The organism is Pseudomonas sp. GW823-FHT02C02, from assembly GCF_058797635.1.
Map to the genome: position 1 here is coordinate 139,655 of NZ_JBXAJV010000008.1, position 24,504 is coordinate 164,158.

The window sequence follows — 24,504 nt, forward strand, 5'->3', positions numbered from 1 at the left end:
CCTGATCCAATTTTAGCTGGCGACGATATTGACCAGTTTCCCGGGCACTACAATCACTTTACGAATAGTCAGGCCGTCGACGAAGCGCAGCACGTTCTCGTTGACCCGGGCAGCGGCTTCGACTTCTTCGCGAGTCGCGGTCGCCGGCATTTCGATCTGGCCGCGCAGCTTGCCGTTGACCTGGATGACCAGCGTCAGGCTGTCCTGCACCAGCGCGGTTTCGTCCACCACCGGCCAACCGGCGTCGATCACCGGGCCAGCGTGACCCAGTTGATGCCACAGCTCGTGGCTGATGTGCGGGGTGATCGGAGCCAGCAGCAACGTCACGGCTTCCAGACCTTCGTGAACCAGTGCGCGATCCTGTTCGGTGCCTTGTGCGGCTTTTTCCAGCACGTTCATCAGCGTCATCACCTGGGCGATGGCGGTGTTGAATTTGTGGTTCTGGCCGACGTCGTGGCTGGCCTGCTTGATGGCCAGGTGGATCGAACGACGAATGGCTTTCTGCTCGTCGTTCAGGCTGGCGACGTCCAGTTTGCCCGGCAAACCCTGAGTGACATGGGCTTGAGCCAGGCGCCAGACGCGCTTGAGGAAACGGTGCGAACCCTCGACGCCAGAGTCGGACCATTCCGCGCTCATGTCAGGGGGCGAGGCGAACATCATGAACAGACGGCAGGTGTCGGCGCCGAACTGGTCGATCATCGACTGTGGGTCGACGCCGTTGTTCTTCGACTTGGCCATCTTCTCGGTGCCGCCGATTTCCACCGGCAGACCGTCTGCAATCAGCTTGGCGCTGATGACCTTGGCCTTGCTGTCGCGTTCAAGTTCGACGTCCGCCGGGTTGAACCAGGTGTAGGCGCCGTTGGCTTCACGACGGTAGTAAGTCTCGGCGATCACCATCCCCTGGGTCAGCAGGTTCTTGAACGGCTCGTTGGAGCTCACCAGGCCTTCGTCGCGCATCAACTTGTGGAAGAAACGCGCGTACAGCAGGTGAAGAATGGCATGTTCGATACCGCCGATGTACTGATCCACCGGCAACCAGTGGTCAGCCGCCGATTTTTCAACCAGACCGCCTTCATAGTGTGGCGAGGCGTAACGGGCGTAGTACCACGAGGACTCGACGAAGGTGTCCATGGTGTCGGTTTCACGCTTGGCCGGTGCGCCACATTTCGGGCAAGCGCACTCGTAGAACTCAGGCATGCGCGCCAATGGCGAGCCCGCGCCGTCCGGCACCACGTCTTCCGGCAGTACCACAGGCAGTTGATCTTCCGGGACCGGCACATCACCGCAGGTGGTGCAGTGGATGATCGGAATCGGGCAGCCCCAGTAGCGCTGACGGCTGATGCCCCAGTCGCGCAGGCGGAACTGGGTGCGCGAGGCACCGAGGTTTTTCTTGATCAGCGCCACTTCAATGGCGTCGAACGCGCCAGCGAAGTCGAGGCCGTCGAACTCGCCGGAGTTGATCAGCGTGCCGTGCTCGCCGTAAGCGTCCTGCCATGGAGCCGGGTTGGTATCACCTGCACTTGTGCGCACCACGGACTTGATCGGCAGGTTGTACTTGGTGGCGAACTCGAAATCACGTTCGTCGTGAGCCGGAACCGCCATCACCGCGCCATCGCCGTAGTGCATCAGCACATAGTTGGCGACCCACACCGGGAGCTTCTCACCGGTCAGCGGGTGCTCGACGAACAGCGAGGTCGGCAGGCCTTTTTTCTCTTGGGTGGCGACGTCGGCTTCGGCAACGCTGCCGCCTTTGCATTCAGCGATGAACGCTTGCAGCTCAGGGTTGTTCTGCGCGGCCAGGGTGGCCAGCGGGTGTTCGGCGGCCACGGCGACGTAAGTCGCGCCCATCAGGGTGTCTGGACGGGTGGTGAAGACTTTCAGCGCGCCGGTTTCACCGATGGAATCGACGTGGTACGGGAACTGCACTTCCATGCCGCGGGATTTGCCGATCCAGTTGCGCTGCATGGTCTTGACCTGTTCAGGCCAGCCCGTCAGTTCGTCGAGGCTCTCCAGCAGCTCATCCGCGTAGGCGGTGATCTTGAAGTAGTACATCGGGATTTCGCGCTTTTCGATCAGCGCGCCGGAACGCCAGCCGCGACCGTCGATCACCTGTTCGTTGGCCAGGACGGTCTGGTCGACCGGGTCCCAGTTCACGGTGCCGCTTTTCTTGTAGATCACGCCTTTTTCGAACAGGCGAGTGAACAGCCATTGTTCCCAGCGGTAGTAATCAGGCTTGCAGGTGGTGACTTCGCGAGACCAGTCCACCGCGAGGCCCAGGCTGCGCAGCTGGGTTTTCATGTAGGCGATGTTTTCGTAGGTCCACTTGGCGGGCGCTACGTTGTTCTTCATCGCGGCGTTTTCCGCCGGCATGCCGAAGGCGTCCCAACCCATGGGTTGCAGGACGTTCTTGCCTTGCATGCGCTGGTAGCGGGAGATCACGTCGCCGATGGTGTAGTTGCGCACGTGCCCCATGTGTAGCTTGCCGCTGGGGTAAGGGAACATCGACAGGCAGTAGAACGTCTCCTTGCCTGGCTGTTCACTGACTTCAAAGGACTTTTGCTCGTCCCAGAACGATTGGGCGGCGGCTTCGATTTCACGGGGCTGATATTGTTCGTGCATGGCTACTTTTGAACTGAATAGGGGTGGCCTAATCCTCTTCAATGCAACGCTGGACGGTGACGACGCCAAATCGACGTTTCAGTGCCCGAACGAGCTGGAAGTGGAGTTACAGGAAGCGCCGTAGCATACATGACCGCACTCTACCGAGGGAAACCCTGATTACTGCCGCGCGTCTTGCGAAAACTGCCGCGAGGGCCGTTGGTCGCGGCATCCAGCCGGTTTGTTCATGGAAGCTAAGCTCTAAATGGGGAGCGAGTCTTATCTTCAATGAGGTGAGGGATGGTTGAGTCACAGCAAAAAGTCACGAAACCGCAGCTGTACGAAAGACTGATCGATCGTCTGGGGATGGCCCTGGACGCTGCAAAAACCGCTGACCGGCTACGCGATGAGCGTCCCCTGGAGCTGGAACTGCGTGGTTTGAGCCCCGCAGAGTTTGCACTGGTCAAAGCCTATCTGGATCGCAGTGAACGTGAGACGCACGGATGCTTGTCTGCAGCAGTGAAGCAACTCGACGCACCACGTTCGGCCAAGATCATCTGGCTCAAGGACAAGGCACCTGGCAGGGACGCGGAAAAGGTCCGGTCTCTGCAATTCAAATAACGGCTGCAAGCCATTACCCATGTTTTTTAAAGCATAGTCCTTCCGCATTTGTTGTCGCATTGCGTCAACCCACTTAGGCTTCGGGCATCTTATGGAGATGCTCGATGCCTTTTCGTTATTTCGTGAAACAACTTCTGTTGCCTCCCGGCATTCTTTTGCTGCTGTTGATGCTCGCGTGGTGGTTGCGCCGCTCAAGGCCGCGGCTTGCGGGTGTGTGCTTTGCCTTGGGGTTCGGCGGCTTCCTGTTAATGAGTTTGCCGGTGGTGGTGCAGTGGGGCGCCAAGGCCCTGGAAAGTGAGCCGCCACTGGCGCGCGAGGAATGGGCCACCCTGAGTCAGCGTGCGGATGCGATTGTGGTGTTGGGTTCGGGGCGTGAGCGGGGCGATATTGCCTGGGGGGCTGATCAGCCGACGGGCGTAGGTCTTGAGCGCGAACGGTATGCGGCACGCCTGGCCAAGGCCTCCGGGTTGCCCATTCTTACCAGCGGTGGCCTGCATTACGGTACGCCGCCGACCGAAGCGAAGTTGATGGCGGATTCATTGCTTGATGATTTTGGCGTCACCGTGCGCTGGCAGGAAGGGCGCAGCCGCACGACGTGGGAGAACGCGCAGTTCAGCGCCGAGGTGTTGCTGCCGCAGGGAATCAAACGGGTGGTGGTGGTGACGCAGGCCTGGCACATGCCGCGATCAGTCTGGAGCTTTCAGCAGGCGGGATTTGAAGTGGTGCCGGCACCGGTGGGCTTTTTAGGCGTGGACAACGCCCGGCCACTGGGCGGCTGGATGCCGGAGTTCAAGTCGATCTGGCAGAGCGGGCAATTGTTGAATGAGGCGGTGGGGCAGATCGGGTATTCAATGTTTTACTGATGACCTGTGGCGAGGGAGCATGCTCCCGCCGGGCTGCGAAGCAGCCCTGAGTCCGGCTAATCCATTTCTGGCTGACAAAGCGCATTAACCGGTATTGCGGCTGCTGCGCAGCCGAGCGGGAGCATGCTCCCTCGCCAGAGTCAGACGGTCTTGGCCATCCGGCTCGCCACCAGTGCCCAGCCAAACAACAACACACAAACGATGATCAGCGGCCACGAGCGCCATTGCAGGTAAGGCGTCAGGTTATGCATTGGCACGACTTCGCCGTACAGGATGCCGCGTTCGAACTGCGGGATCTGCACCGTGATCTGCCCGAACGGGTTGATCAGGCCGGTGACGCCGTTGTTGGTGGCGCGGATCATCCAGCGGCCTGCCTCCAGTGCGCGCATCTGCGCCATCTGCAAATGTTGCAGTGGGCCGATGGAGGTGCCGAACCAGGTGTCGTTGCTGATGGTCAGCAGCAATTCACTGCGGGCCGCCAGGCTGGCGGCGAATTCCGGGTAGACCACTTCGTAGCAGATGAACGGCGCGATCTGATAACCCTTGGCTTGCAGCATCGGCTGGTCAGCCGGGCCACGGGCAAAGTCGGACATCGGCAGGTCGAAGAACGCGATCAGCCCACGCAGTACTTCCTGCAACGGAACATATTCGCCAAACGGCACCAGCTTCTGCTTGAGATAAGTGCCGTCGCCTTCACCGAGGACGGTGATGCCGTTGAAGAAGCGCTTCTCGTGTCGGACTTCCTGACGGATCGGTACGCCGGTAATCAGCGCAGATTTACGCTCGGCGGCGAAATTCCCCATCATGTTCAGGTATCCCTCGGCGGACTCCTTGAGCACCGGGACGGCTGTTTCCGGCCAGATCAGCAGGTCGACCCGTTTGGAGCTGAAACTCATGTCGCGGTACAGCGCCAGCTGCGCGTTGAGCTGCGCCGGGTCCCACTTCATGCTTTGTTCGATATTGCCCTGAAGGGCGGCAACGCTCAGCGCCGGGCCCGCCGGGCTGGTCCAGGCGTGTTCCTTCAGCGCCATGCCGGCCACCCAGGGGCCGACCAGCAGCAATACGCCGGCGGCGATGAAACCTTTACGGCCCGTGCGCACCAGGCGCATGGCGTTATAGATCAGCGCCGCCGTCAGGGCCAGGGTGAAGGAAATCAGCCACATTCCGCCGACGGGTGCGAGCCCCGCCAATGGGCCGTCGAGCTGGCTGTAACCGGAATAGAGCCATGGGAAACCGGTGAGAAACCAGCCACGAAAAGCTTCCTGGCCAACCCACAGCGCGGCAAACGCCAAGGCATCGGCCAGCGGCGCTTCGTTACGACGCAGCCAGCGCGCCCAGATCCAGGCGGGCAGGGCGAAGAACCAGGCAATCGCGGCCGTGAAGATCAGCATCAGGAAACCGGCCAGCAGCACTGACGCGCCGCCGAAGTGGTGAATGCTGTAATAGATCCAGCTGGTACCCGCGCCAAACAAGCCAAAACCGAAACACCAGCCACGGCCCAGGGCCTGGCGGGGACTCAGTTCGCGCAAGCCGGCATAGAAGAACCCGACCGCCAGCAATGCCAACGGCCAGATATCGAACGGCGCCAGGGCCAGGGTGGTGAGTGCACCGGCCGCCACGGCCAGCAGGTTACCGGGCCAGCCGGGGCGGGTCATACGATGCATTTCAATCCTTGGATTTATCGGGCGATAGGGGTCAGGCGCAGCAAGTGAATCCGACGGCTGTCGGCGTTCAGGATGCGGAAGCGATATGGACCGATTTCAGTGATTTCGTTGCGTTTTGGCAAGTGTCCGAACGCGCTCATCACCAGGCCGCCAACGGTGTCGAACTCGTCGTCGGAGAATTCGCTGTCGAAGAACTCGTTGAAGTTCTCGATCGGCGTCAGGGCCTTGATCAGGAAGTCACCGCTGGGCAGCGGCTTGATGTAGCTGTCTTCTTCGACGTCGTGCTCGTCTTCGATGTCGCCGACGATCTGTTCCAGCACATCTTCAATGGTCACCAGGCCTGCCACACCGCCGTATTCGTCAATGACGATGGCCATGTGATTGTGGTTGGCGCGGAACTCGCGCAGCAGCACATTCAGGCGCTTGGACTCGGGCACGAAGGTCGCCGGACGCAGCAGGTCCCTGATGTTGAAGCTGTCACCGTTCTCCTTGAGGATCAGCGGCAGCAAGTCCTTGGCCAGCAACACGCCCATCACATCATCGTGGCTTTCGCCGATGACCGGGTAGCGGGAGTGGGCCGAGTCGACCACGGCAGGCAGGAACTCGCGAGGTGTCTGGGTCGCCTTGATGCTGATCATCTGCGAGCGCGGGACCATGATGTCCCGTACTTGCAGGTCAGCGACCTGGATGGCGCCTTCGACGATGGCCAGCGCTTCGCTGTCCAACAGTTTGTTCTGGTGTGCGTCGCGCAGCAGCTCCAGCAGCTCCTGGCGGTTCTTCGGCTCGTGGGCAAAAGCCTGGGTGAGCTTACCCAGCCAAGACTTTTGCCCGTTGCTCGATCGATCTTCGCTCATAGCGATTACTCTGAATCCTTTGTTGTAACGATAGGGGTTGTGTCTGTTTCGTCGTCCGCATAAGGGTCGGGAAAGCCCAACTCGGCAAGCAACGTTCGTTCCAGTGCTTCCATTTCTTCGGCTTCGTCATCATCTATATGGTCGTAACCCAGCAGATGCAAGCAGCCATGAATCACCAGATGCGCCCAATGGGCCTTTAGTTCCTTGCCCTGTTCGGCGGCTTCGCGCTCGACCACGGCCACGCAGATCACCAGATCGCCCAGCAGCGGGATGTCGAGAAACTCGTCAGGCACATCGGCCGGAAACGACAGGACGTTGGTGGCGTAATTCTTTTGCCGCCAGGTGTGGTTCAGCTCGCGGGCCTCTTCGTCATCGACCAGGCGAATGGTCATTTCAGAGTCGGCAGTGCGCTGGCGCAGGGCCAGTTCGCACCATTGGCGGAACTCGGCTTCGCTGGGTGCAGGCGCCTGGGTAGCCAGTTGCAGATCAAGCTCAAGCATCGCGGCGACTGTCCTTTGGTGTTTCGTCTGCCGCGCGATTCTCGAAGCGCTCGTAGGCTTCGACGATGCGTTGCACCAATGGATGGCGCACAACGTCCTTGGGCATGAAATGGGTGAAGCTGATACCCGGCACGTCTTTGAGTACTTCAATCACATGGTGCAGCCCGGACTTGGTGCCTTTCGGCAGGTCGACCTGGGTGATGTCACCGGTGATGACGGCCGTGGAGCCGAAGCCGATTCGGGTCAGGAACATCTTCATCTGCTCGACGGTGGTGTTCTGGCTTTCGTCGAGGATGATGAAACTGTTGTTCAGCGTACGACCGCGCATGTAGGCCAGTGGCGCAACTTCGATCACCTGGCGTTCGATGAGCTTGGCGACGTGTTCGAAGCCGAGCATCTCGTAGAGTGCGTCGTAGAGCGGGCGCAGGTATGGGTCGATCTTTTGCGACAGGTCGCCGGGCAGGAAGCCAAGCTTCTCGCCCGCTTCAACCGCCGGACGCACCAGCAGGATGCGGCGAATCTGCTCGCGTTCCAGCGCGTCTACCGCGCAGGCAACGGCCAGATAGGTCTTGCCGGTACCGGCCGGGCCGATGCCGAAATTGATGTCGTTACCGAGGATTTCCTTCACGTAGCGCAGCTGATTCAAGCCGCGAGGGCGAATCATGCCTTTTTTGGTGCGCAGGGCGACGGAGGGTTCGGACGGGGAGACGTTGTCCAGCTCTTCGACGGCCGATTCCTGCAGGAACAGGTGAACCGTGTCCGGCGACAGCTCTGTACCTTTGGTTTCCCGATACAGACGACGAATCAGATTTTCCGCGGAGGTGGTGTGTTTGGGCTCGCCGATCAGCTCGAACTGGTTTCCGCGGTTGCGGATCTCGATGGTCAGGCGCTGTTCGATCAAGCGCAGATGCTCGTCGAATTGCCCGCACAGATTGGCGAAGCGACGGGCCTCAAAGGGCTCGAGGATAAAACGATGTGGTTCTATGGGTGCGTTCAAGGTCGTATTTAGCCGCCCTGGGGCAATTAAGATGAAATCAAGGATAACGCCAGTGGGCTGGGTGCGAAAGCTCTTAAATAATCCAGCGCCAAACACCGGCCCTGTAGGAGCGAAGCTTGCCCGCGAAGGCGGTATTTCAGACGACTCATGTGGTGAGTGTCAGTCCGCCTTCGCGGGCAAGCCTCGTTCCTACAGGTTTAACGGTGTTACGAAATCAGCGAGCCCCGCAGCGAGTGCGGCTGTGCGGCGTCGATGTGCACGTCGGCGAACTGGCCGATCAAGGTCGGATTGTCGCAGCGGAAGTTGACGATCCGGTTATTCTCGGTCCGGCCTTGCAGTTCGCCGGGGTCTTTTTTCGAATAATCCGTGACCAGAATCCGCTGGATCGAACCGACCATTTGTCGGCTGATCTCGAAACCTTGCTGGTTCAAGCGATGTTGTAGCGCGTTCAACCGTTCTTTCTTCAGTTCTTCCGGCGTCTCGTCGGCCAGATCCGCAGCCGGGGTGCCAGGGCGCTGGCTGTAGACGAACGAGTAGGAGAAGTCGAAACCGACGTCTTCGATCAGCTTCATGGTCTGTTCGAAGTCTTTCTCGGTCTCGCCCGGGAAGCCGACGATGAAGTCCGAACTGATGCAGATCCCTGGGACAGCTGCCCGCAGCTTGCGCAGTTTGGATTTGTATTCCAGCGCGGTGTGGTTGCGTTTCATCGCCGAGAGAATGCGGTCCGAGCCCGATTGCACCGGCAAGTGCAGGTGTTTTACCAGTTCCGGCACGTCGGCGTGGGCCTGGATCAGGCTGTCGGAGAACTCCAGCGGGTGCGAGGTGGTGTAGCGAATCCGGTCGATGCCATCGACGGCGGCCACCACACGAATCAGCTCGGCCAGATCGGCCAAACGTCCGTCGTGCGTGGTCCCGCGATAGCCGTTGACGTTCTGGCCCAGCAGCGTCACTTCGCGCACGCCGTTTTCGGCCAGGTGCATGATCTCGGCAATGACGTCATCAAACGGCCGACTGACTTCTTCACCGCGGGTATAAGGCACCACGCAGAAGGTGCAGTATTTGCTGCAGCCTTCCATGACCGACACATAAGCGCTCGGGCCATCGATGCGCGGCTCGGGCAGATGGTCGAATTTTTCAATTTCCGGGAACGAGACGTCGACTTGCGGCAGCTTGGTGGCGCGCGCGGCGTCGATCATTTCCGGCAGGCGATGCAGGGTTTGCGGGCCGAACACCACGTCCACATACGGCGCGCGATCGCGAATGGCCGCGCCTTCCTGGCTGGCCACGCAGCCGCCGACGGCGATCACCATGTCCGGGTTGGCCAGTTTCAGTTCGCGCCAGCGGCCGAGCTGGGAGTACACCCGGTCCTGGGCGCGTTCACGAATGGAGCAGGTGTTGAGCAGGATCACGTCGGCGTCTTCAGCGCGAGCGGTCACTTCCAGGGCCTGATGTTCACCCAGCAGATCGACCATGCGCGAGCTGTCGTACTCGTTCATCTGGCAACCGTGGGTTTCGATGTAAAGCTTCTTGGCCATGGACAGTGTCATCACGTGATTCAAAGAACCGCGCATTATAGGGAACATGTCCCAAGGTTCCTACCGCTGTGCGTCCGGCGGCTATGCTATAGTTCGCGCCCTCATTTTTATCCCCTATGTGTTGCCCGCCCACCATGACCAAACGTGAAGCCCCAATCTACAAGGTGATTTTCCTCAACCAGGGCCAGGTGTACGAAATGTATGCCAAGCAGATCTATCAAAGTGATCTGTGGGGCTTCCTGGAAGTGGAAGAGTTCGTCTTTGGCGAGCGCACGCAAGTGGTCGTCGACCCGAGCGAAGAGAAGTTGAAAGCTCAGTTCGAAGGCGTGGTGCGCAGTTTTGTGCCGATGCATTCGATTGTGCGCATCGACGAAGTGGAACGCCTCGGCACACCGAAAATCAGCGAAGCCCGCGGCGCGGTCGGCAATGTCATGCCGTTTCCGATGCCGATGCCTGAGAAGTAAGCAGGAAAGCTTTTGAAATGAACTGGGTTGTTTGTGGCGAGGGAGCTTGCTCCCGCTGGGGCGCGAAGCGGCCCTAAACTCTGCAAACACCGTTTTTCTGATTCACCGCATTGTTTGACGTTACGACTGCTGCGCAGCCGAGCGGGAGCAAGCTCCCTCGCCACAGGGGCCTGCGTCAATCAGGGCAGCGGCGAAAACGGCGTACGCCCATCGGCGCTCTGCAATTCCATCAGGTATTTACGGAAGATTTGCCCAAGCACCTGAGTCGCCATCTCAAGGTCTTCGCGGGGCATCTTCTCGGCCACTTCGTCGGCCGTATCCAGTGCCTCTTCAGCACCGTTGACCGCGGCCATTTTCAGCACGATATACGCCTGAACGTTATTGGCCGGTACGCCTTCGCCGTGAAAGAACATGGTGCCGAGTTTGAATTGCGCCTGGGCGTGGCCTTGCAACGAAGCTTTTTCAAAATAGCCCAGGGCCTTATTGAGGTCGCGCGGGGTGTTTTTGCCGTCGTAGTAGAACTCACCTAACTCGTATTGCGCTTGTGCATCCCCTTCATCCGACGCTTTCTGGCAGGCAGCGAGCGCTTGCGTCAGGTCTTGCGGCTGAGTATTGAGGGTGCAGCGACCCATCGCTGGGATTAACAACGAGTTGCCGCCTGCTTGTGCGAGCGCGAGCAGGGGCTGAAGGAGCAACAGGCAGCCCAGTGCAAGGGCGCGGCCGGTGCGGTTCATGGGAATCGACTTACCTCTGAAGGGCGCGCGGACCCATCGAGGGGATCCAATAAGCGCGCATTATGAAATAAGCAGGGCCAACCTTACAAAGTCTTTACTCGTTTTTCTGCTGCACGGGGAATATATCGCCCGATTGACGGGGGATTATTAGCAGAAGCGTAGGAATAAAGGTGTAAATCCAGGTGAAAGCTGACGCTGGCAATCGCCAACGTCAGCGGGCACAGCGTTATTTCAATGCGGCGAAGGCACGCTCGGCGGCATCCAGCGTCAGTTTCAACTCGGCTTCGCCATGAGCGATCGAGGTGAAGCCGGCTTCGAAAGCGCTCGGCGCCAGGTACACGCCGCCCTCGAGCATCAAGTGGAAGAAACGACCGAACAGCTTGGCGTCGCTGGCCATCACGTCATCGAAAGTCACGATGTCGTCGGCACCGCTGAAGTACAGGCCAAACATACCGCCAGCCTGCGTGGTCACGAACGGAATGCCAGCAGCATCGGCGCGCTGTTGCAGGCCATCGAGCAAGCGGCTGGTGTAGTCGGTCAGCTCGTCGTGGAAACCGGGACGGCTGATCAGGCGCAACGTCGTCAGGCCTGCCGCCATTGCCAATGGGTTACCCGACAAGGTGCCTGCCTGATACACCGGACCCAGTGGCGCGATGTGCGACATGATTTCGCGCTTGCCGCCGAAGCAGCCGACCGGCATGCCGCCACCGATGATCTTGCCAAATGTGCTCAGGTCCGGCGTCACGCCGAAGTGCGCTTGTGCACCGCCGAGGGCAACTCGGAAACCGGTCATCACTTCGTCGAAAATCAGCACTACGCCGTGTTTGTCGCACAGGGTCCGCAGGCCTTCGAGGAAACCTGGCGCCGGCGGAACGCAGTTCATGTTGCCGGCCACCGGTTCGACGATGATGCAGGCCACGTCCTGGCCGACGTCAGCGAGCATGGCTTCGACCGCGTCGATGTCATTGAACGGCAGAGTCAGGGTGTGCTTGGCGAAATCCGCCGGCACACCGGCCGAGCTCGGCACGCCTTGGGTCAGCGCGCCGGAGCCGGCCTTGACCAGCAGGCTGTCGGAGTGACCGTGATAGCAGCCTTCGAACTTGATGATGTTGTCGCGACCGGTGAAACCACGGGCCAGACGGATGGCACTCATGGTCGCTTCGGTGCCGGAGCTGACCATGCGCACCATTTCCATCGACGGCACGATCGAGCAGACCAGGTCGGCCATCTCGGTTTCCATCGCGGTCGGGGCGCCGTAGGACAAGCCGTGCTCCAGTTGTTTACGCACAGCGTCCAGCACGTCCGGGTGGCTGTGACCGAGAATCATCGGGCCCCAGGAACCAACGTAGTCAACGTAACGCTTGTCGTCTTCATCGGTGACGTAGGCGCCTTCGGCGTGTTTGAAGAACAGCGGCGTGCCGCCCACACTTTTGAACGCGCGAACAGGCGAGTTCACGCCACCGGGGATGTGTTTCTGGGCGTTGGCAAACAGGGTTTCGGAACGAGACATGATCGGGCTCTCAAATCAGATTTTCAGTAATTCGTTAAAGGCGCGGGCACGGCGTGTCACTTCAGCCGTGCTCTCGGCGCCAAACAGGCCATGCACCACCGCCAGCAAGTCGACCCCGTGGGCCACCAGCGGGGCGGCGTTGTCGAGGGTGATGCCGCCGATCGCGCAGATCGGCAGGTGCAGTTTGCTGCGGGCCTGGTCCAGCAATTCGAGGCTGCAGGTCGGTGCGCCGGGTTTGGTATTGGAATTGAAGAAGCGGCCGAAGGCGACGTAACTGGCGCCTTCCTTGGCTGCTTGCTCGGCGAGTTCGAGTTGCGCGTGACAGGTCGAACCGATGATCGCCTGGCGACCGAGCAGCGCACGGGTCGGCGACAGCGGGCCATCGGTCTGGCCCAGGTGTACGCCGACATTCAGGCGAGCGGCCAGTTCGGCGTCGTCATTGATAATCAGCTGAGTCTTGTAGCGGTCGCACAGATTGCGCAGGGCTTCGGCCTCACGCAAACGTCGGGCCTCGTCGCTGCTTTTGTCGCGGTATTGCAGCAGGGTGACGCCGCCTTCCAGCGCCGCCTCCACGTACGAAAGAAATTTACCGGCCAGCAACTGGCTGTCGGTAATGGCGTACAGGCCACGTAGTTTCATCGGACAAGCCTCACCGCAGTGCGAATAGAAAGTTACGAACAGAAATCCAGCGGCAGGCGACGCGGCACGAACTGGCCTTTGCCCAACTGCTCGGCATCCCGCAGGGTACGCCACGTGTAGTTAAGCGCGGTCTGCACGGCACTGACGAGATTTTCACCCTGGGCCAGACGACCGGCCAGGGCGCTGGCCAAGGTGCAACCGGAGCCGTGATAACTGCCGGGCAAGCGCTGGCAAGTAAAGGTTTCGCGGTGACCATCGCGGCTGTACAGGCGATTGTGGATTTCGTGTTCGTCGCCATGGCCGCCCGTGATCAGCAGGTGCTTGACGAACGGCAGGAGTTTTTCAGCGCACTCGTCCGCGGTGCCTTCGGGCAGTTCGGCGAGGATCCGGGCTTCGGGCAGGTTGGGGGTGGCGATGATGGACAGGGGCAGCAGGCGTTCGCGCATGGCGTAGCCGACTTCATCCTTACCCAGGCGTCCGCCGCCACCGGCGCGCAGCACCGGGTCGCAGACCACCGGCAAGTGCGGGTGTGCCGAGAGCAGTTCGACGACAGTGTCGACCATCTCCAGGGAACCGAGCATGCCCAGTTTCACGGCAGCGACTTCGGAGTCGTTGAGCACGGCGTTGGCCTGGGCCAGCACCCACTCGCGGTCGAGCACGCGAAAGTCAGTGACGTTGACCGTGTCTTGCACGGTCAGGGCGGTGACGGCCGGGGCCGCATGACAACCCTGGGCGAGCAGGGCTTCGATATCTGCCTGCAAGCCGGCGCCACCACTGGGGTCGTGGCCGGAGAGACAGAGGACAACGGGGCGAGAGCTGTAGATATTCATGGTGCGCGAGCTTACCACCAAACATCGATTTTCGGGTGCAGTGGTCGCCAGGTCTGCCGATACATTGTGGTGAGAGGGCTTGCCCCGTTCCGCTGCGAAGCCGTGGTGAATCTGGCGACGCAATGTTACCGACCGAATGCAAAGGGTGGGGCGCTGCGCACCTCCATGTGAGCAAGCTCCCTCGCCTCAGGTGTTGCACATAGCCATAAGCTGACCGTATAAACAGATTTTCCTGAGGTGTGCCGCTGGAACGCCCGTACTAGAGCCATTGCAGGAAAAATTTCAATGGTGCTCAATGGCCATCAGCGGCTATGCTAGAGTGGATCCAAACCAATAACAGGTAATACCGGTTTTACGTCTACTCAAAGGGAATGAGGGGCTTCCTGAGATAACCGGACAGGCCACGCTGGGGCTTAAATGCGCTATTTGCTGATGTTGCTGTTGTGCTTGCCCCTCATGGCGAGCGCCGTCGAATTCGATGAATTCACCCAGAGCCTTCCCCTGGGCCGAACCCTGCAGGTCTACGAAGACGCGGGCGGTCAGGCGACCATCGCCGATGTCCGTGCGCAAGCCGCGGCGGGTAACTTCAAGCCCCACGATAAAGCCACCCTCAACGCCGGTTACTCGCGTTCGGTGTTCTGGCTGAAAATCGATCTGCATTACCGTCCGTCGAACCCGGCGGCGCAACGGACCTGGCTGCTGGAACTGGCCTATCCGCCCCTCGATCACCTCGATCTCTACTTGCCCGATGCTGGCGGTGACTTTCGATTGGCCCGGCAAACAGGCGATGCGTTGCCGTTTGCCAGTCGCGAGTTCCGCCAGAACAACTACCTGTTCGATCTCGATTTCCTGCCTGACCAGGCGCAAACCGTGTACTTGCGCCTGCAAAGCGAAGGGTCGATCCAGGCGCCCGTCACCTTGTGGTCGAGCACCGCTTACCTCGAAGAACAGCCGGTCCGCCTTTATGTGCTGGGGCTGATTTATGGTGTGTTGTTGGGGATGCTGGTCTACAACCTGTTCATCTACCTCAGCGTGCGCGACACCAGCTATCTCTATTACATCTTCTACATCGCTTCCTTCGGCCTGTATCAACTGTCAGTGAACGGCGCAGCCGTGGAGTATTTCTGGCCGGACAATCCGTGGTGGGCCAACGCCGCGACGCCATTCTTCATCGGTTGTGCTGGACTGTTCGGCAGCCAGTTTGCCCGCAGCTTCTTGCAGACGGCCAACCACAGTCGCTGGCTCGACCGTTTACTGTTGGCGCTGGTGGCGTTCAGTGCGCTCGTGGTCGGGTTGTCGTTGATGACCAGCTACGCCTTGGCCTTGCGCCTGGCAACAGCCTTGGCGTTGGTTTTCACCGTGGCGATTTTCATCGCCGGGCTATGCGCATGGCTCGGTGGCTTGCGGGTGGCCCGATATTTCATCATTGCCTGGTCGGCCTTCCTGCTCGGCGGCATCGTCAACACCCTCATGGTGTTGGGATACCTGCCGAACGTGTTCCTGACCATGTATTCCAGCCAGATCGGTTCGGCCATCGAAGTGGCGCTGCTGTCCCTCGCCTTGGCCGACCGCATCAACGCCATGCGCGAGCAGCAAGCGCAGACGCTGTTCGATGCCGGTCAGAAACTCGAGGTGCTGAACCAGCAACTGGCCCACAGTAACAAGCTCAAGGATGAATTCCTCGCCACCCTGACCCACGAATTGCGCACGCCCATGAACGGTGTGATCGGTTCGCTGGAGTTGATGCAAACCGTCGAGATGGACCCGGAGCTGGAGCAATACCAGCAAACCGCCGCCGGCTCCGCACGGGACATGATGCGCATGGTCAACGGCATCCTGACCCTCACCGAGTTGCAGGCCGGCAAGCTTAAAGTCATCCCGGCAACGTTCAGTCTGCGTGGCGTGGTCGACACCTTGCGCACCCAATTCGAGGGCAATGCTTCAGGCAAGTCCCTGGACTTCAAAGTCGAAGTGATGCCGGGCCTGCCGGATCGCTTGAACGGTGACAGCGCCAAGTTGGCGCAATGCCTGGAATGCCTGCTGGATAACGCCATCAAGTTCACCCGGGTCGGCGGGCTGGCACTGCGCGTGACGGGCAAACCGGTGGAAACCGGTCGGATATCGCTGTCGTTTGCGGTGATCGACACCGGTATCGGTTTTACCGATCTGGGAGAGGCGACGCTGTATCAGCGCTTCTTCCAGCTCGACGGCTCGATGACCCGTGAATACGGCGGCCTGGGCGTAGGCCTGGCGATCTGTCGGCAACTGGTCGAATTGCTCGGCGGACGCCTGACCCATCGATCCGAGCCCGGCAGCGGCAGCCGTTTCCAGTTGGACGTCGAGTTCGAACTGCCTGTGGTCGAGCGGCCGGCAGTGCCCTTGATGACCCGCGAGTTTCCGCGTCTTCGATTGCCACAGGACTGCACAGTGCTGCTGGTGGATGACAACAGCATCAATCAATTGGTGATGCGTGGCATGTTGCTCAAGCTCGGGTTCCGGGTGCGCGCCACCGACAGCGGCGCTGCCGCGCTCGACCTCTTGCAGCGTGAAAGCTTCGATGCGGTCCTGCTCGATGGTCAGTTGCCGACGCTGGATGGCACCGCCTTTTGCTGCCAGATCCGCGGCTTGCCGGGCTGTGCCGACTTGCCGGTGTTCGTGATTGCCGTGAGCGCCGACCGTGAGCGCTGCCCGACGGGAGCCTTGATCGATCACCTGAGCAAACCGGTGAAATTCGAGGATCTGCAAGCGGCGCTCTATCGCCGGGTACTCTGTTCGGGGCAAGGCGAAAGCGCCGACATTTAGGCGGGTATGACACTTTGTTCGGCCAAGAGGCGGTGCTTAACTGAATCCCTTGGCTGACCAAAGGAGCCCCGTCATGAACCTGCATCAGTTCGCCGAAACCCACGAAGTCACCAATCAGCCCCCGTCGCTGGACGGCGTCAACCTCTATCGCATCGACCTGCCTTTGCAAGAATGGTCTCGGCGTTTCGGGGCGGGTTGGGCCGAGTCGCGGATCGACGCTTATGGTGCATTGGCCGGCGGGCCGCTGATGGAAGCAGGGTTCCTGGCCAATCAGAACAAACCGATGTTCGTCAGCCATGACCGATACGGGCATCGCATCGACCTGGTGGAATTTCACCCGGCGTATCACCAGTTGATGCGCACGGCGGTCGAGCACGGCTTGACCTCATTACCCTGGGCACATCCGCAACCTGGCGCCCATGTGGCTCGCGCGTCGATGACGTACCTGCACAGCCAGGCCGAAGCCGGCAGCGGTTGCCCGTTGACCATGACCTTCGCCAGCGTCCCGGCGATGCGCCTGCAACCGGACTTGGCCAAGCAATGGCTGCCGAAAATCCTCTCGACCGAATACGACCCGCGCAATGTCGGCATGGCCCACAAGGCCGGTGTCACCATCGGCATGGCGATGACCGAGAAACAGGGCGGCACCGACGTGCGTGCCAACACCACCAAGGCGTACCCGGTCGGCGCCAGTGGCCCGGGCCAGGCTTATGAATTGGTCGGACACAAGTGGTTCTGTTCCGCGCCGATGTGCGATGCCTTCCTGACGTTGGCGCAGACCGACAAGGGCTTGACCTGTTTCCTGCTGCCACGCCATCGCCCGGACGACACGCGCAATCAGTTCTACATCCAGCGCCTGAAGAACAAACTCGGCAATTGCTCCAATGCCTCCAGCGAAGTGGAGTTCCGTGGCGCGCTGGCGTGGATGGTCGGTGAAGAAGGGCGCGGGGTTCCGACCATCATTGAGATGGTGGCGATGACTCGCTTCGATTGCATGGTCGGTTCCAGCTCGCTGATGCGTCAGGCGCTGACCCAGGCCAGCCATCACTGCGCACATCGCATGGTCGGCGGCAAGTTGCTCAGCGAACAGCCGTTGATGCAAAACGTACTCGCCGATCTGGCGCTGGAAAGCGAAGCGGCCCTGGCCTTGAGCCTGCGCATGGGCAAGGCGCTGGATCATCTGGATGACAGCCACGAAGCCAAATTCGCCCGGTTGGTAACGGCGGTGGGCAAGTACTGGATCTGCAAGCGCGCCCCGGCAATGATCAACGAAGCCGCCGAATGCATGGGCGGTGCGGGCTATGTCGAGGAAAGCATCCTCCCGCGCCTGTACCGTGAGGCGCCGGTCAATTCGACGTGGGAAGGTTCCGGTAACGTGCAGTGCCTGGACGTGCTGCGGGCGCTATCGAAGGAGCCAGGTGTGCTTGATGTGTTGTTCAGCGAGTTGGGTGATGGTCAGGGCGATAAGCGCCTGGCTGCGCACATCAGCCAGTTGCAGACGGCGTTCAAGGACACCAGCGACATTCAATACCGTGCGCGGCAGCTCACTGAAGACATTGCGCTGGGGCTTCAGGCCAAACTGTTGCTGGAAGCCGGCAACTCGGCAGTCAGCGATGCGTTCATCGCCAGTCGCCTCGGCTCGGCCGGTCGGGTGTATGGCGCGTTGCCGCGTGGGCTGGATGTTGAGGCGATCGTCGCCCGCTCGACTCCGCAGGGTTTTTGACCACGATGGCATGAACCACACAGAACCCCTGTAGGAGTGAGCCTGCTCGCGATAGCGTTGGCACATCCAACATCGATGTGACTGACAAGCCGTTATCGCGAGCAGGCTCACTCCTACAGGGGCTATCAGTGACATATAGCCAACACGCCACTGTTCCCGTGAAGCGACGATGCAGGCAAGATGAAGCTCTGCAAGTCAGAACACAGGATGCTGATCGTGACCGAAGCTTTTATTGTCGTTCAAACCGCCGAGCAAGCCGTGGACCGGCTTGCGCTCTTGCACAATCGTGCAACCACTGCGCTGAACCAGGCGCTCAAGCGTTATCTCAAGGACCGAGTCGAGCCGGACGCTGAACAGCGTGCGATGTTTCGTTATCCCGAACTGCGTCTGACCTACCACTGCCAGGGCGAAGTCCCACAGACCACCCGCGCTTACGCCAAGGTTCAGTTGCCTGGGACCTACAGTGTCACCGTCACCCATCCGGCGGCGTTCCGTAAATACCTGCTGGAACAACTCGTGCCGTTGATGCACGACTTCACCGTGACCGTCGAAGTCGGCATCAGCCAGCAAAACATTCCTTATCCTTACGTGGTCGAGCAGGGCGATGAACTGGCCGGCTCCGGCGTCACCGCCGCCGTGCTGGCGCGGGTGTTCCCAAGCACCGACTTGTCCGCCGCGACCGACGGCATTGCCGATGGCTTGTACGACTGGGAGAACACCGATCCGCTGCCACTGGCCCTGTTCGATGCCGCGCGGGTGGATTTCTCCCTGCGTCGACTGGTGCATTACACCGGCAGCGACTGGCGTCATGTGCAGCCGTGGATTCTGCTGACCAACTACCACCGGTACGTTGACCAATTCATCGTCCATGGTTTGGAGCAGTTGCGCAGTGACCCGCGTTTCGTGCGCATGGTATTGCCCGGCAACGTGATCATCGAAAAGAGCATGGACCACGGCGAAGCCTCGGCGATTGCTGCGGGCGTGGTGTGGCACCGCTATCAGATGCCGGCCTATCACCTGATTGCCAGCGATGGCCATGGCGTGACCCTGGTGAACATCGGCGTCGGTCCATCCAACGCCAAGAACATCACCGACCATTTGGCGGTGTTGCGTCCACATTGCTGGTTGATGATCGGCCACTGTGGCGGTTTGCGTCAGTCGCAGACCATTGGCGACTACGTGTTGGCGCACGCTTACATGCGTCGTGACGGGATTCTCGACCGGGTGGTGCCGCCGAACATTCCGATCCCGGCCCTGGCCGAAGTGCAGATGGCCTTGCAGCAAGCGGCCGCCAACATTACCGGCGAAAAGGGCGACGAGCTGAAAAAACGCCTGCGCACCGGCACCGTGTTGACCTACGACGACCGTAACTGGGAATTGCGCTGGGCGCAGGAGCGTCCGCTGATCAACTTGTCCCGCGCCGTGGCGGTGGACATGGAAAGCGGCACCATCGCCGCCCAAGGCTATCGCCTGCGGGTGCCCTATGGCACGTTGCTCTGTGTGTCGGACAAACCGCTGCACAGCGAAATCAAGCTGCCGGGTTCGGCCAACGCCTTCTATGAGCGCGCGGTCAGCCAGCACTTGAAGATCGGCATCGAGGCGGTGGATCTGTTGCGCACCGAACTCAACTCGTTGCACTCGCGCAAACTGCGCAGCTTCGACGAGCCGCCGTTCCGCTGATTCGTGATGGTCATTTGACGGTCAGGGCACTAGCATTGGCAGCCCTGACCGTTAGATGCTCCTCTTTCCCATGTCCCGTCCACAACGTCCCGTTTCTCGCCGCCCTGGCGCGAAGCCTGCGCCATCCTCCCCAGCCCCGCGCCGTGTCGCCAAAGCGCCGCCGGCCGAGCCGAAGCTGATCCTGTTCAACAAACCCTTCGATGTGCTGACCCAGTTCAGTGACGAAGGAGGGCGGGCGACGCTCAAGGATTACATCGAGATTCCGGGGATCTATCCGGCAGGACGGCTGGACCGCGACAGCGAAGGATTACTGCTGCTGACCAACGATGGCCAGCTGCAAGCGCGAATCGCCGACCCGAAACACAAATTGGCCAAGACCTATTGGGTGCAGGTGGAGGGTGAGCCGAGCGCTGAGCAGTTGCAGCGTTTGCGTGACGGCGTCGAACTGAATGACGGCATGACCTTGCCGGCCGAGGCGCGGCAATTGGAGGAGCCCGAGCTGTGGCCACGCAACCCGCCGGTGCGCTTTCGCAAAAGCGTGCCGACCAGTTGGCTGGAGTTGGTGATTCGCGAGGGGCGCAACCGTCAGGTGCGGCGCATGACAGCGGCCGTCGGCTTGCCGACGTTGCGCCTGGTACGGGTCAGAATCGGCGACTGGACAATCGAAGGACTCGATCAGGGCCAGTGGAAGGAAGTGCCGGCGCGCTTATAGCGTGCCGGTTTCGATCAGGCCGATGACCACGCTTTTGATCACGAACGCAGCCACGCCCAGACCCAGTACGAAGAACAGAATGAACGAGCCAAAACGTCCGGCCTTGGATTTTTTCGCCAGATCCCAGACGATGAAACCCATGAAAATGATCAGGACGCTGACCAGTCCGGTCATCATCCACTCTTCGAGTACGGCAGGATCCATTGAATATCTCCAGCGCGGGCGGGGCTAAAAGGCGCTGGAGTATACGGCATGGGGACGGGCTGGAGGATTGACCTGCGGCAGTGTGTCGCAGTCATTCGTCGCCTGTGCCGGCCTTATCGCGAGCAGGCTCCTACAAGGGATCTTCGGTGTTCAGGAGATCCACTGTAGGAGTGAGCCTGCTCGCGATGGGGACATCAGCTGCGCAGATGAGTTAACGGCAGCTCGGTACTATTGAGCACCTGATTCAACACAAAACTCGAACGAACGCTGGTCACCCCTTCAATCCGGGTCAAATGCCCCAGCAGCAGTTTCTGGTAGTGATCCATGTCCGGCACCACAACCTTGAGTTGATAATCTGCATCCATCCCCGTCACCAAGCTGCATTCCAGCACCTGGGGCAACGTTCGAATCGCGGCTTCAAAGTTCTCGAAACGCTCAGGCGTATGGCGGTCCATGCCGATCAGCACGTAAGCCGTGAGGCTCAAGCCGAGCATCTTGCGGTCCAGCAGCGCCACCTGGCGGGTGATGTAGCCGTCGTCTTCCAGTTGCTTGACCCGGCGCGAGCAAGGCGAAGGCGACAGGCCGATGCGTTCGGCCAGCTCCTGGTTGGAGATGCGCGCGTCACGCTGCAATTCCGCCAAAATGCTCAAGTCGTATCGGTCGAGTTTGCTCATCAATCAGGCCTTTGTCATAACTATTGCGGCAGATTATCTATCCAGGGTTAAAAATTGCGCAAGTGATGTTTAATTGAGCAATCTTCGCAATCCTCTGCCGGCACTCGCGGCCTATTCTTATCACCAGAATCACTGCTCGGACAAACAGTCCACAGCCGCTCGCCGAATCAGGCCGGCGGCGGCCGCCACCCCCACAGGGGATGTGCCGGCCTCCGAGCTACACACTGTCCAGAAGACGGCGTGAGGTGAGCCGACGTCATAAGCGTCGAGCACGGACGAAGTTCTCTAAGGGAGGCCGACGGGTCTCCCTTTTCTTTTGCCTGGAATTTGAGAGCGGCCCTCAATAAATAAGTTGCGCGACTGATAACCTGTTGCAGAACCGCCCTGTACTTTCCAAGTCTTACGTACAGGCTCTAACCCGCAGTGAGGAAAAGCATGAAGTCGCGCATCTGGCGTTTGGCCGGTGTTGGTTTGCTGTGTGTGAGTGTCACTGCGCAATCGCTGGCCGATGATCAGCAAAACCGTGGCCCCGATGGCGGGCAACGTGGATCGGACGGCCATCAGGGCAACAATCAGGGGCATGGCGGCAATAATCAGCCGCGCCCGCAGGACAACGACATCATTCGTGGCGACAACAGCCGCCAGTTCGAGCACAACGGCCAGACTCAGAACAATGGCCAGTGGCAGAACCGTCCGCAGCCCGACTACAACAATCCTGTTCGCTCACCGCCGCCACCCCCGCAGCTCCCGGCCAATGACCTGCCGATCCAGGGTCGCCCCGACGCGGTGCGCCAGACCCAGCAGCCACAGCGTGGTTACTATCAGGACAATCCACAGCGCAACAATTACAACCAGCAATGGCAGAACAACGGTCCGCGTCCCGATGATCGTCGTTGGGCGGGTCGTCCGGATGGGCACGGTAATGGCTGGGGCCCCGGCCCGCAATATCGCCCGGGTCATGTGATCGACCGCTTCCCGGACCGTGACTACCGCGTGCCTTACGGTGGTCGGGATTATTTCTATTCCGGCGGCTACTGGTATCGCCCACAAGGCCCGCGTTATGTGGTGGTTCAACCGCCTCGCGGGATTCGAGTCAGTTACTTGCCCGATTACGCGCGTGAGGTGTGGATCGGTGGGGCGCTGCTGTTCCTGGCGGCCGGTTCGTATTACGCCTATCAGGAAAACACTCAGGACTACGTGGTGGTCGAGCCGCCGGTGCAAATGCAGCCGCAGCCGGTCAGCAACAGCTACGACGTGGAGGCCTATCCGGCCAACGGCCAGTCGCCGGAGCAGGTCAACCAGGACGGTTACGAGTGTTATCAATACGCGGTGCAGCAAAGTGGCTTCAGTCCGCGGACGGCCACCTACCAGCCAGACCCGTCGGTGGTGCAAGCCTACCGCCAGGCTCAAGGTAACTGCCTGAGCAGTCGCGGCTATCAGGTTTCTTTCTGAGTCTTTGCCGCCAGTACCACTTCCTGCGGGTCGGCGTGCACCAGCACTTCGGCTCGCGGGTAAGCGGCGTGTATCGCATCGGCGGCCTGATCGCTGATGCCGTGGGCGACTGACAGGGTCAGGTCCCCCGGCAATTCCAGGTGCAACTGCACGAACCACTGGTTGCCGGAAATCCGCGTGCGCAGGTCATGCGCGCCCAGCACCCCCGGAACGCCGCAGGCCAGCTCAAGCATGTGCTGGCTCACCTCCGGCGGCAGTTCCTCATCCATCAGCACCGTAAAACTTTCCTTGGCGATCTGAATCGCGCTCCAGAAGATGTACGCAGCGATTGCCAGGCCGAACCAGGGGTCGACCTGATGCCAGCCAAACCCGGCCAACACCAGCGCCAGCAGAATGCTGCCATTGAGCAGCAAGTCCGAGCGGTAGTGCAGGGAGTCGGCGCGCACCGCGTTGGAGCCGGTGGCCTTGACCACCCGATGTTGCAACATCAGCAACGCCACGGTCAGCGCCAGGGAGAACACAATCACGCCGATGCTGATCCACGGCGCGCCCACTGGTTCCGGATGTTTCAGCCGCTCGATCGCCTGCAAAGAAATCAGCACCGCACTGCCGCCAATGAACAACGCTTGAGCCATGCCCGCCAGCGACTCGGCCTTGCCGTGCCCGTAACGGTGATCGTCATCGGCCGGGCGCAACGCGTAATGCACCGCCAGCAGATTGAGCAGGGAGGTGACGCCGTCGAGCGCCGAGTCGGTCAATCCGGCGAGCATGCTCACCGAACCGCTCAACCACCAGGCGATGGCTTTGGCGACGATCAGCGTACACGCCACCGCCACCGAGGCACGAGTCGCCAGCCGCAGCAGGCGGGCGTGTTCGGAGCTGGAAATCATAGGGGCGGCTATTCCTTTACGTGCACGGATTACGCGGCGGGTTGCAGGCCTAACAGGGCCAGTTGCTGGGTGCTGCCTTTGTGTTGAATCAGGCGTGGGTCATCCAGCGGGAAGCTACGGCCCAACTCGGTTTCGAGAATAGTCTGCAACTTATGGTTATCAACTTTGCCGTCGGCGCCGATCGCTTCCTTGAGTTTTTCCGGGGCTACCTGTGCGGTCTCACCGGGCGCGTAGTAAATCGCGCCAGTGGCGAAGTCCACGGCGAACGCGATCAGGCCGGGGATGATGTAGAACAGCAGGCCCACGGCATCGAGCGCGGCGATGGCCGGGTCGATCTTGCCGTCAATCTGACCACGACGGTCAGGATAGAAAATCGATCCGCAAGCGGTCACCTGGGTCAGCAACGTCGCGACCAATACACCGCCAATCAAGCGAAAGGGAACACGCATATGAAATCTCCTGGGTAATTTCAAAACGAAAGGACGCCTGTATGAATTAGGACCGTCATTAACGCCGAGCAGTTCGCCGTTATACTCGCCGCTCTGTTTTGGAGCCAGC

22 protein-coding genes are annotated in these 24,504 nt (G+C 60.4%); 8 read left to right on the forward strand and 14 right to left on the reverse strand.

Annotated elements, in window-relative coordinates; all coding sequences use genetic code 11:
* Nucleotides 1-12: 12 nt before the first annotated feature.
* On the reverse strand, nucleotides 13-2,619 hold the full coding sequence (gene leuS / locus AC1ROI_RS16410; RefSeq protein ID WP_083375690.1) for a leucine--tRNA ligase: 2,607 nt from the start codon (nucleotides 2,617-2,619) through the stop codon (nucleotides 13-15).
* A gap of 279 nt (nucleotides 2,620-2,898) precedes the next feature.
* On the opposite strand from leuS, the gene AC1ROI_RS16415 reads away from it, so the two are divergent.
* The gene (locus AC1ROI_RS16415; protein WP_010467377.1) at nucleotides 2,899-3,219 is read left to right on the forward strand and encodes a hypothetical protein; all 321 of its coding nucleotides are present in this window, start codon (nucleotides 2,899-2,901) and stop codon (nucleotides 3,217-3,219) included.
* Nucleotides 3,220-3,323: 104 nt separating this feature from the next.
* Nucleotides 3,324-4,082, forward strand: coding sequence for a YdcF family protein (locus AC1ROI_RS16420; protein WP_010467378.1), 759 nt, complete (start codon nucleotides 3,324-3,326; stop codon nucleotides 4,080-4,082).
* Between the two features lie 140 nt (nucleotides 4,083-4,222).
* On the opposite strand, the gene lnt is transcribed toward AC1ROI_RS16420, so the two are convergent.
* From lnt to miaB, 5 genes are all read right to left on the reverse strand, one after another.
* Nucleotides 4,223-5,746 carry an apolipoprotein N-acyltransferase gene (lnt, locus tag AC1ROI_RS16425; RefSeq protein WP_102594333.1) on the reverse strand — a complete coding sequence of 508 codons (1,524 nt, stop codon included), beginning with the start codon at nucleotides 5,744-5,746 and terminating at the stop codon, nucleotides 4,223-4,225.
* A gap of 14 nt (nucleotides 5,747-5,760) precedes the next feature.
* Complete coding sequence (locus AC1ROI_RS16430; RefSeq protein ID WP_010467380.1) at nucleotides 5,761-6,600, reverse strand: CorC family transporter; 840 nt, start codon at nucleotides 6,598-6,600, stop codon at nucleotides 5,761-5,763.
* 5 nt (nucleotides 6,601-6,605) lie between these two features.
* Nucleotides 6,606-7,100, reverse strand: coding sequence for an rRNA maturation RNase YbeY (gene ybeY / locus AC1ROI_RS16435; protein WP_102594332.1), 495 nt, complete (start codon nucleotides 7,098-7,100; stop codon nucleotides 6,606-6,608).
* Nucleotides 7,093-8,097 (reverse strand): PhoH family protein, encoded by a 1,005-nt coding sequence (locus AC1ROI_RS16440; RefSeq protein ID WP_010467382.1) that lies wholly within the window; start codon nucleotides 8,095-8,097, stop codon nucleotides 7,093-7,095. The genes ybeY and AC1ROI_RS16440 overlap by 8 nt, the downstream gene beginning before the upstream one ends.
* Nucleotides 8,098-8,303: 206 nt before the next feature.
* On the reverse strand, nucleotides 8,304-9,632 hold the full coding sequence (gene miaB / locus AC1ROI_RS16445; protein ID WP_010467383.1) for a tRNA (N6-isopentenyl adenosine(37)-C2)-methylthiotransferase MiaB: 1,329 nt from the start codon (nucleotides 9,630-9,632) through the stop codon (nucleotides 8,304-8,306).
* A 134-nt stretch (nucleotides 9,633-9,766) separates the two neighbouring features.
* On the opposite strand from miaB, the gene AC1ROI_RS16450 reads away from it, so the two are divergent.
* On the forward strand, nucleotides 9,767-10,096 hold the full coding sequence (locus AC1ROI_RS16450; protein WP_007894425.1) for a DUF1820 family protein: 330 nt from the start codon (nucleotides 9,767-9,769) through the stop codon (nucleotides 10,094-10,096).
* A gap of 179 nt (nucleotides 10,097-10,275) precedes the next feature.
* On the opposite strand, the gene AC1ROI_RS16455 is transcribed toward AC1ROI_RS16450, so the two are convergent.
* From AC1ROI_RS16455 to AC1ROI_RS16470, 4 genes are all read right to left on the reverse strand, one after another.
* Nucleotides 10,276-10,830 (reverse strand): tetratricopeptide repeat protein, encoded by a 555-nt coding sequence (locus AC1ROI_RS16455; RefSeq protein ID WP_010467384.1) that lies wholly within the window; start codon nucleotides 10,828-10,830, stop codon nucleotides 10,276-10,278.
* Between the two features lie 226 nt (nucleotides 10,831-11,056).
* The gene (gene hemL / locus AC1ROI_RS16460) at nucleotides 11,057-12,340 is read right to left on the reverse strand and encodes a glutamate-1-semialdehyde 2,1-aminomutase (protein WP_010467385.1); all 1,284 of its coding nucleotides are present in this window, start codon (nucleotides 12,338-12,340) and stop codon (nucleotides 11,057-11,059) included.
* A gap of 15 nt (nucleotides 12,341-12,355) precedes the next feature.
* Nucleotides 12,356-12,979, reverse strand: a complete 624-nt coding sequence (gene thiE / locus AC1ROI_RS16465; RefSeq protein ID WP_010467386.1) for a thiamine phosphate synthase — start codon at nucleotides 12,977-12,979, stop codon at nucleotides 12,356-12,358.
* 32 nt (nucleotides 12,980-13,011) lie between these two features.
* Nucleotides 13,012-13,809, reverse strand: coding sequence for a hydroxymethylpyrimidine/phosphomethylpyrimidine kinase (locus tag AC1ROI_RS16470; protein WP_010467387.1), 798 nt, complete (start codon nucleotides 13,807-13,809; stop codon nucleotides 13,012-13,014).
* 417 nt (nucleotides 13,810-14,226) lie between these two features.
* Between AC1ROI_RS16470 and AC1ROI_RS16475 the strand changes: the two genes are divergently transcribed.
* From AC1ROI_RS16475 to AC1ROI_RS16490, 4 genes are all read left to right on the forward strand, one after another.
* Complete coding sequence (locus tag AC1ROI_RS16475; RefSeq protein WP_102594331.1) at nucleotides 14,227-16,611, forward strand: hybrid sensor histidine kinase/response regulator; 2,385 nt, start codon at nucleotides 14,227-14,229, stop codon at nucleotides 16,609-16,611.
* Nucleotides 16,612-16,684: 73 nt separating this feature from the next.
* Nucleotides 16,685-18,334 carry an acyl-CoA dehydrogenase family protein gene (locus AC1ROI_RS16480; protein ID WP_102594330.1) on the forward strand — a complete coding sequence of 550 codons (1,650 nt, stop codon included), beginning with the start codon at nucleotides 16,685-16,687 and terminating at the stop codon, nucleotides 18,332-18,334.
* A gap of 180 nt (nucleotides 18,335-18,514) precedes the next feature.
* Complete coding sequence (amn, locus tag AC1ROI_RS16485) at nucleotides 18,515-20,014, forward strand: AMP nucleosidase (protein WP_169858286.1); 1,500 nt, start codon at nucleotides 18,515-18,517, stop codon at nucleotides 20,012-20,014.
* Between the two features lie 70 nt (nucleotides 20,015-20,084).
* Nucleotides 20,085-20,726 (forward strand): pseudouridine synthase, encoded by a 642-nt coding sequence (locus AC1ROI_RS16490; RefSeq protein ID WP_010467391.1) that lies wholly within the window; start codon nucleotides 20,085-20,087, stop codon nucleotides 20,724-20,726.
* On the opposite strand, the gene AC1ROI_RS16495 is transcribed toward AC1ROI_RS16490, so the two are convergent.
* Both AC1ROI_RS16495 and AC1ROI_RS16500 read right to left on the reverse strand, forming a co-directional pair.
* Nucleotides 20,721-20,930: a DUF2788 domain-containing protein gene (locus AC1ROI_RS16495; RefSeq protein ID WP_010467392.1), complete on the reverse strand. Its 210-nt coding sequence runs from the start codon at nucleotides 20,928-20,930 to the stop codon at nucleotides 20,721-20,723. The genes AC1ROI_RS16490 and AC1ROI_RS16495 overlap by 6 nt on opposite strands.
* A gap of 194 nt (nucleotides 20,931-21,124) precedes the next feature.
* A complete protein-coding gene (locus AC1ROI_RS16500) occupies nucleotides 21,125-21,604 on the reverse strand; it encodes an Lrp/AsnC family transcriptional regulator (RefSeq protein WP_007894448.1) in 480 nt (159 codons plus the stop codon).
* 435 nt (nucleotides 21,605-22,039) lie between these two features.
* On the opposite strand from AC1ROI_RS16500, the gene AC1ROI_RS16505 reads away from it, so the two are divergent.
* Nucleotides 22,040-23,056 (forward strand): DUF6515 family protein, encoded by a 1,017-nt coding sequence (locus AC1ROI_RS16505; protein WP_102594329.1) that lies wholly within the window; start codon nucleotides 22,040-22,042, stop codon nucleotides 23,054-23,056.
* Here the strand turns inward: AC1ROI_RS16505 and AC1ROI_RS16510 are convergent.
* On the reverse strand, nucleotides 23,041-23,946 hold the full coding sequence (locus AC1ROI_RS16510; RefSeq protein ID WP_010467394.1) for a cation diffusion facilitator family transporter: 906 nt from the start codon (nucleotides 23,944-23,946) through the stop codon (nucleotides 23,041-23,043). The two genes, AC1ROI_RS16505 and AC1ROI_RS16510, sit on opposite strands and share 16 nt — an antisense overlap.
* 29 nt (nucleotides 23,947-23,975) lie before the next feature.
* Nucleotides 23,976-24,395, reverse strand: a complete 420-nt coding sequence (locus AC1ROI_RS16515) for a hypothetical protein (RefSeq protein WP_010467395.1) — start codon at nucleotides 24,393-24,395, stop codon at nucleotides 23,976-23,978.
* Nucleotides 24,396-24,504 lie beyond the last annotated feature (109 nt).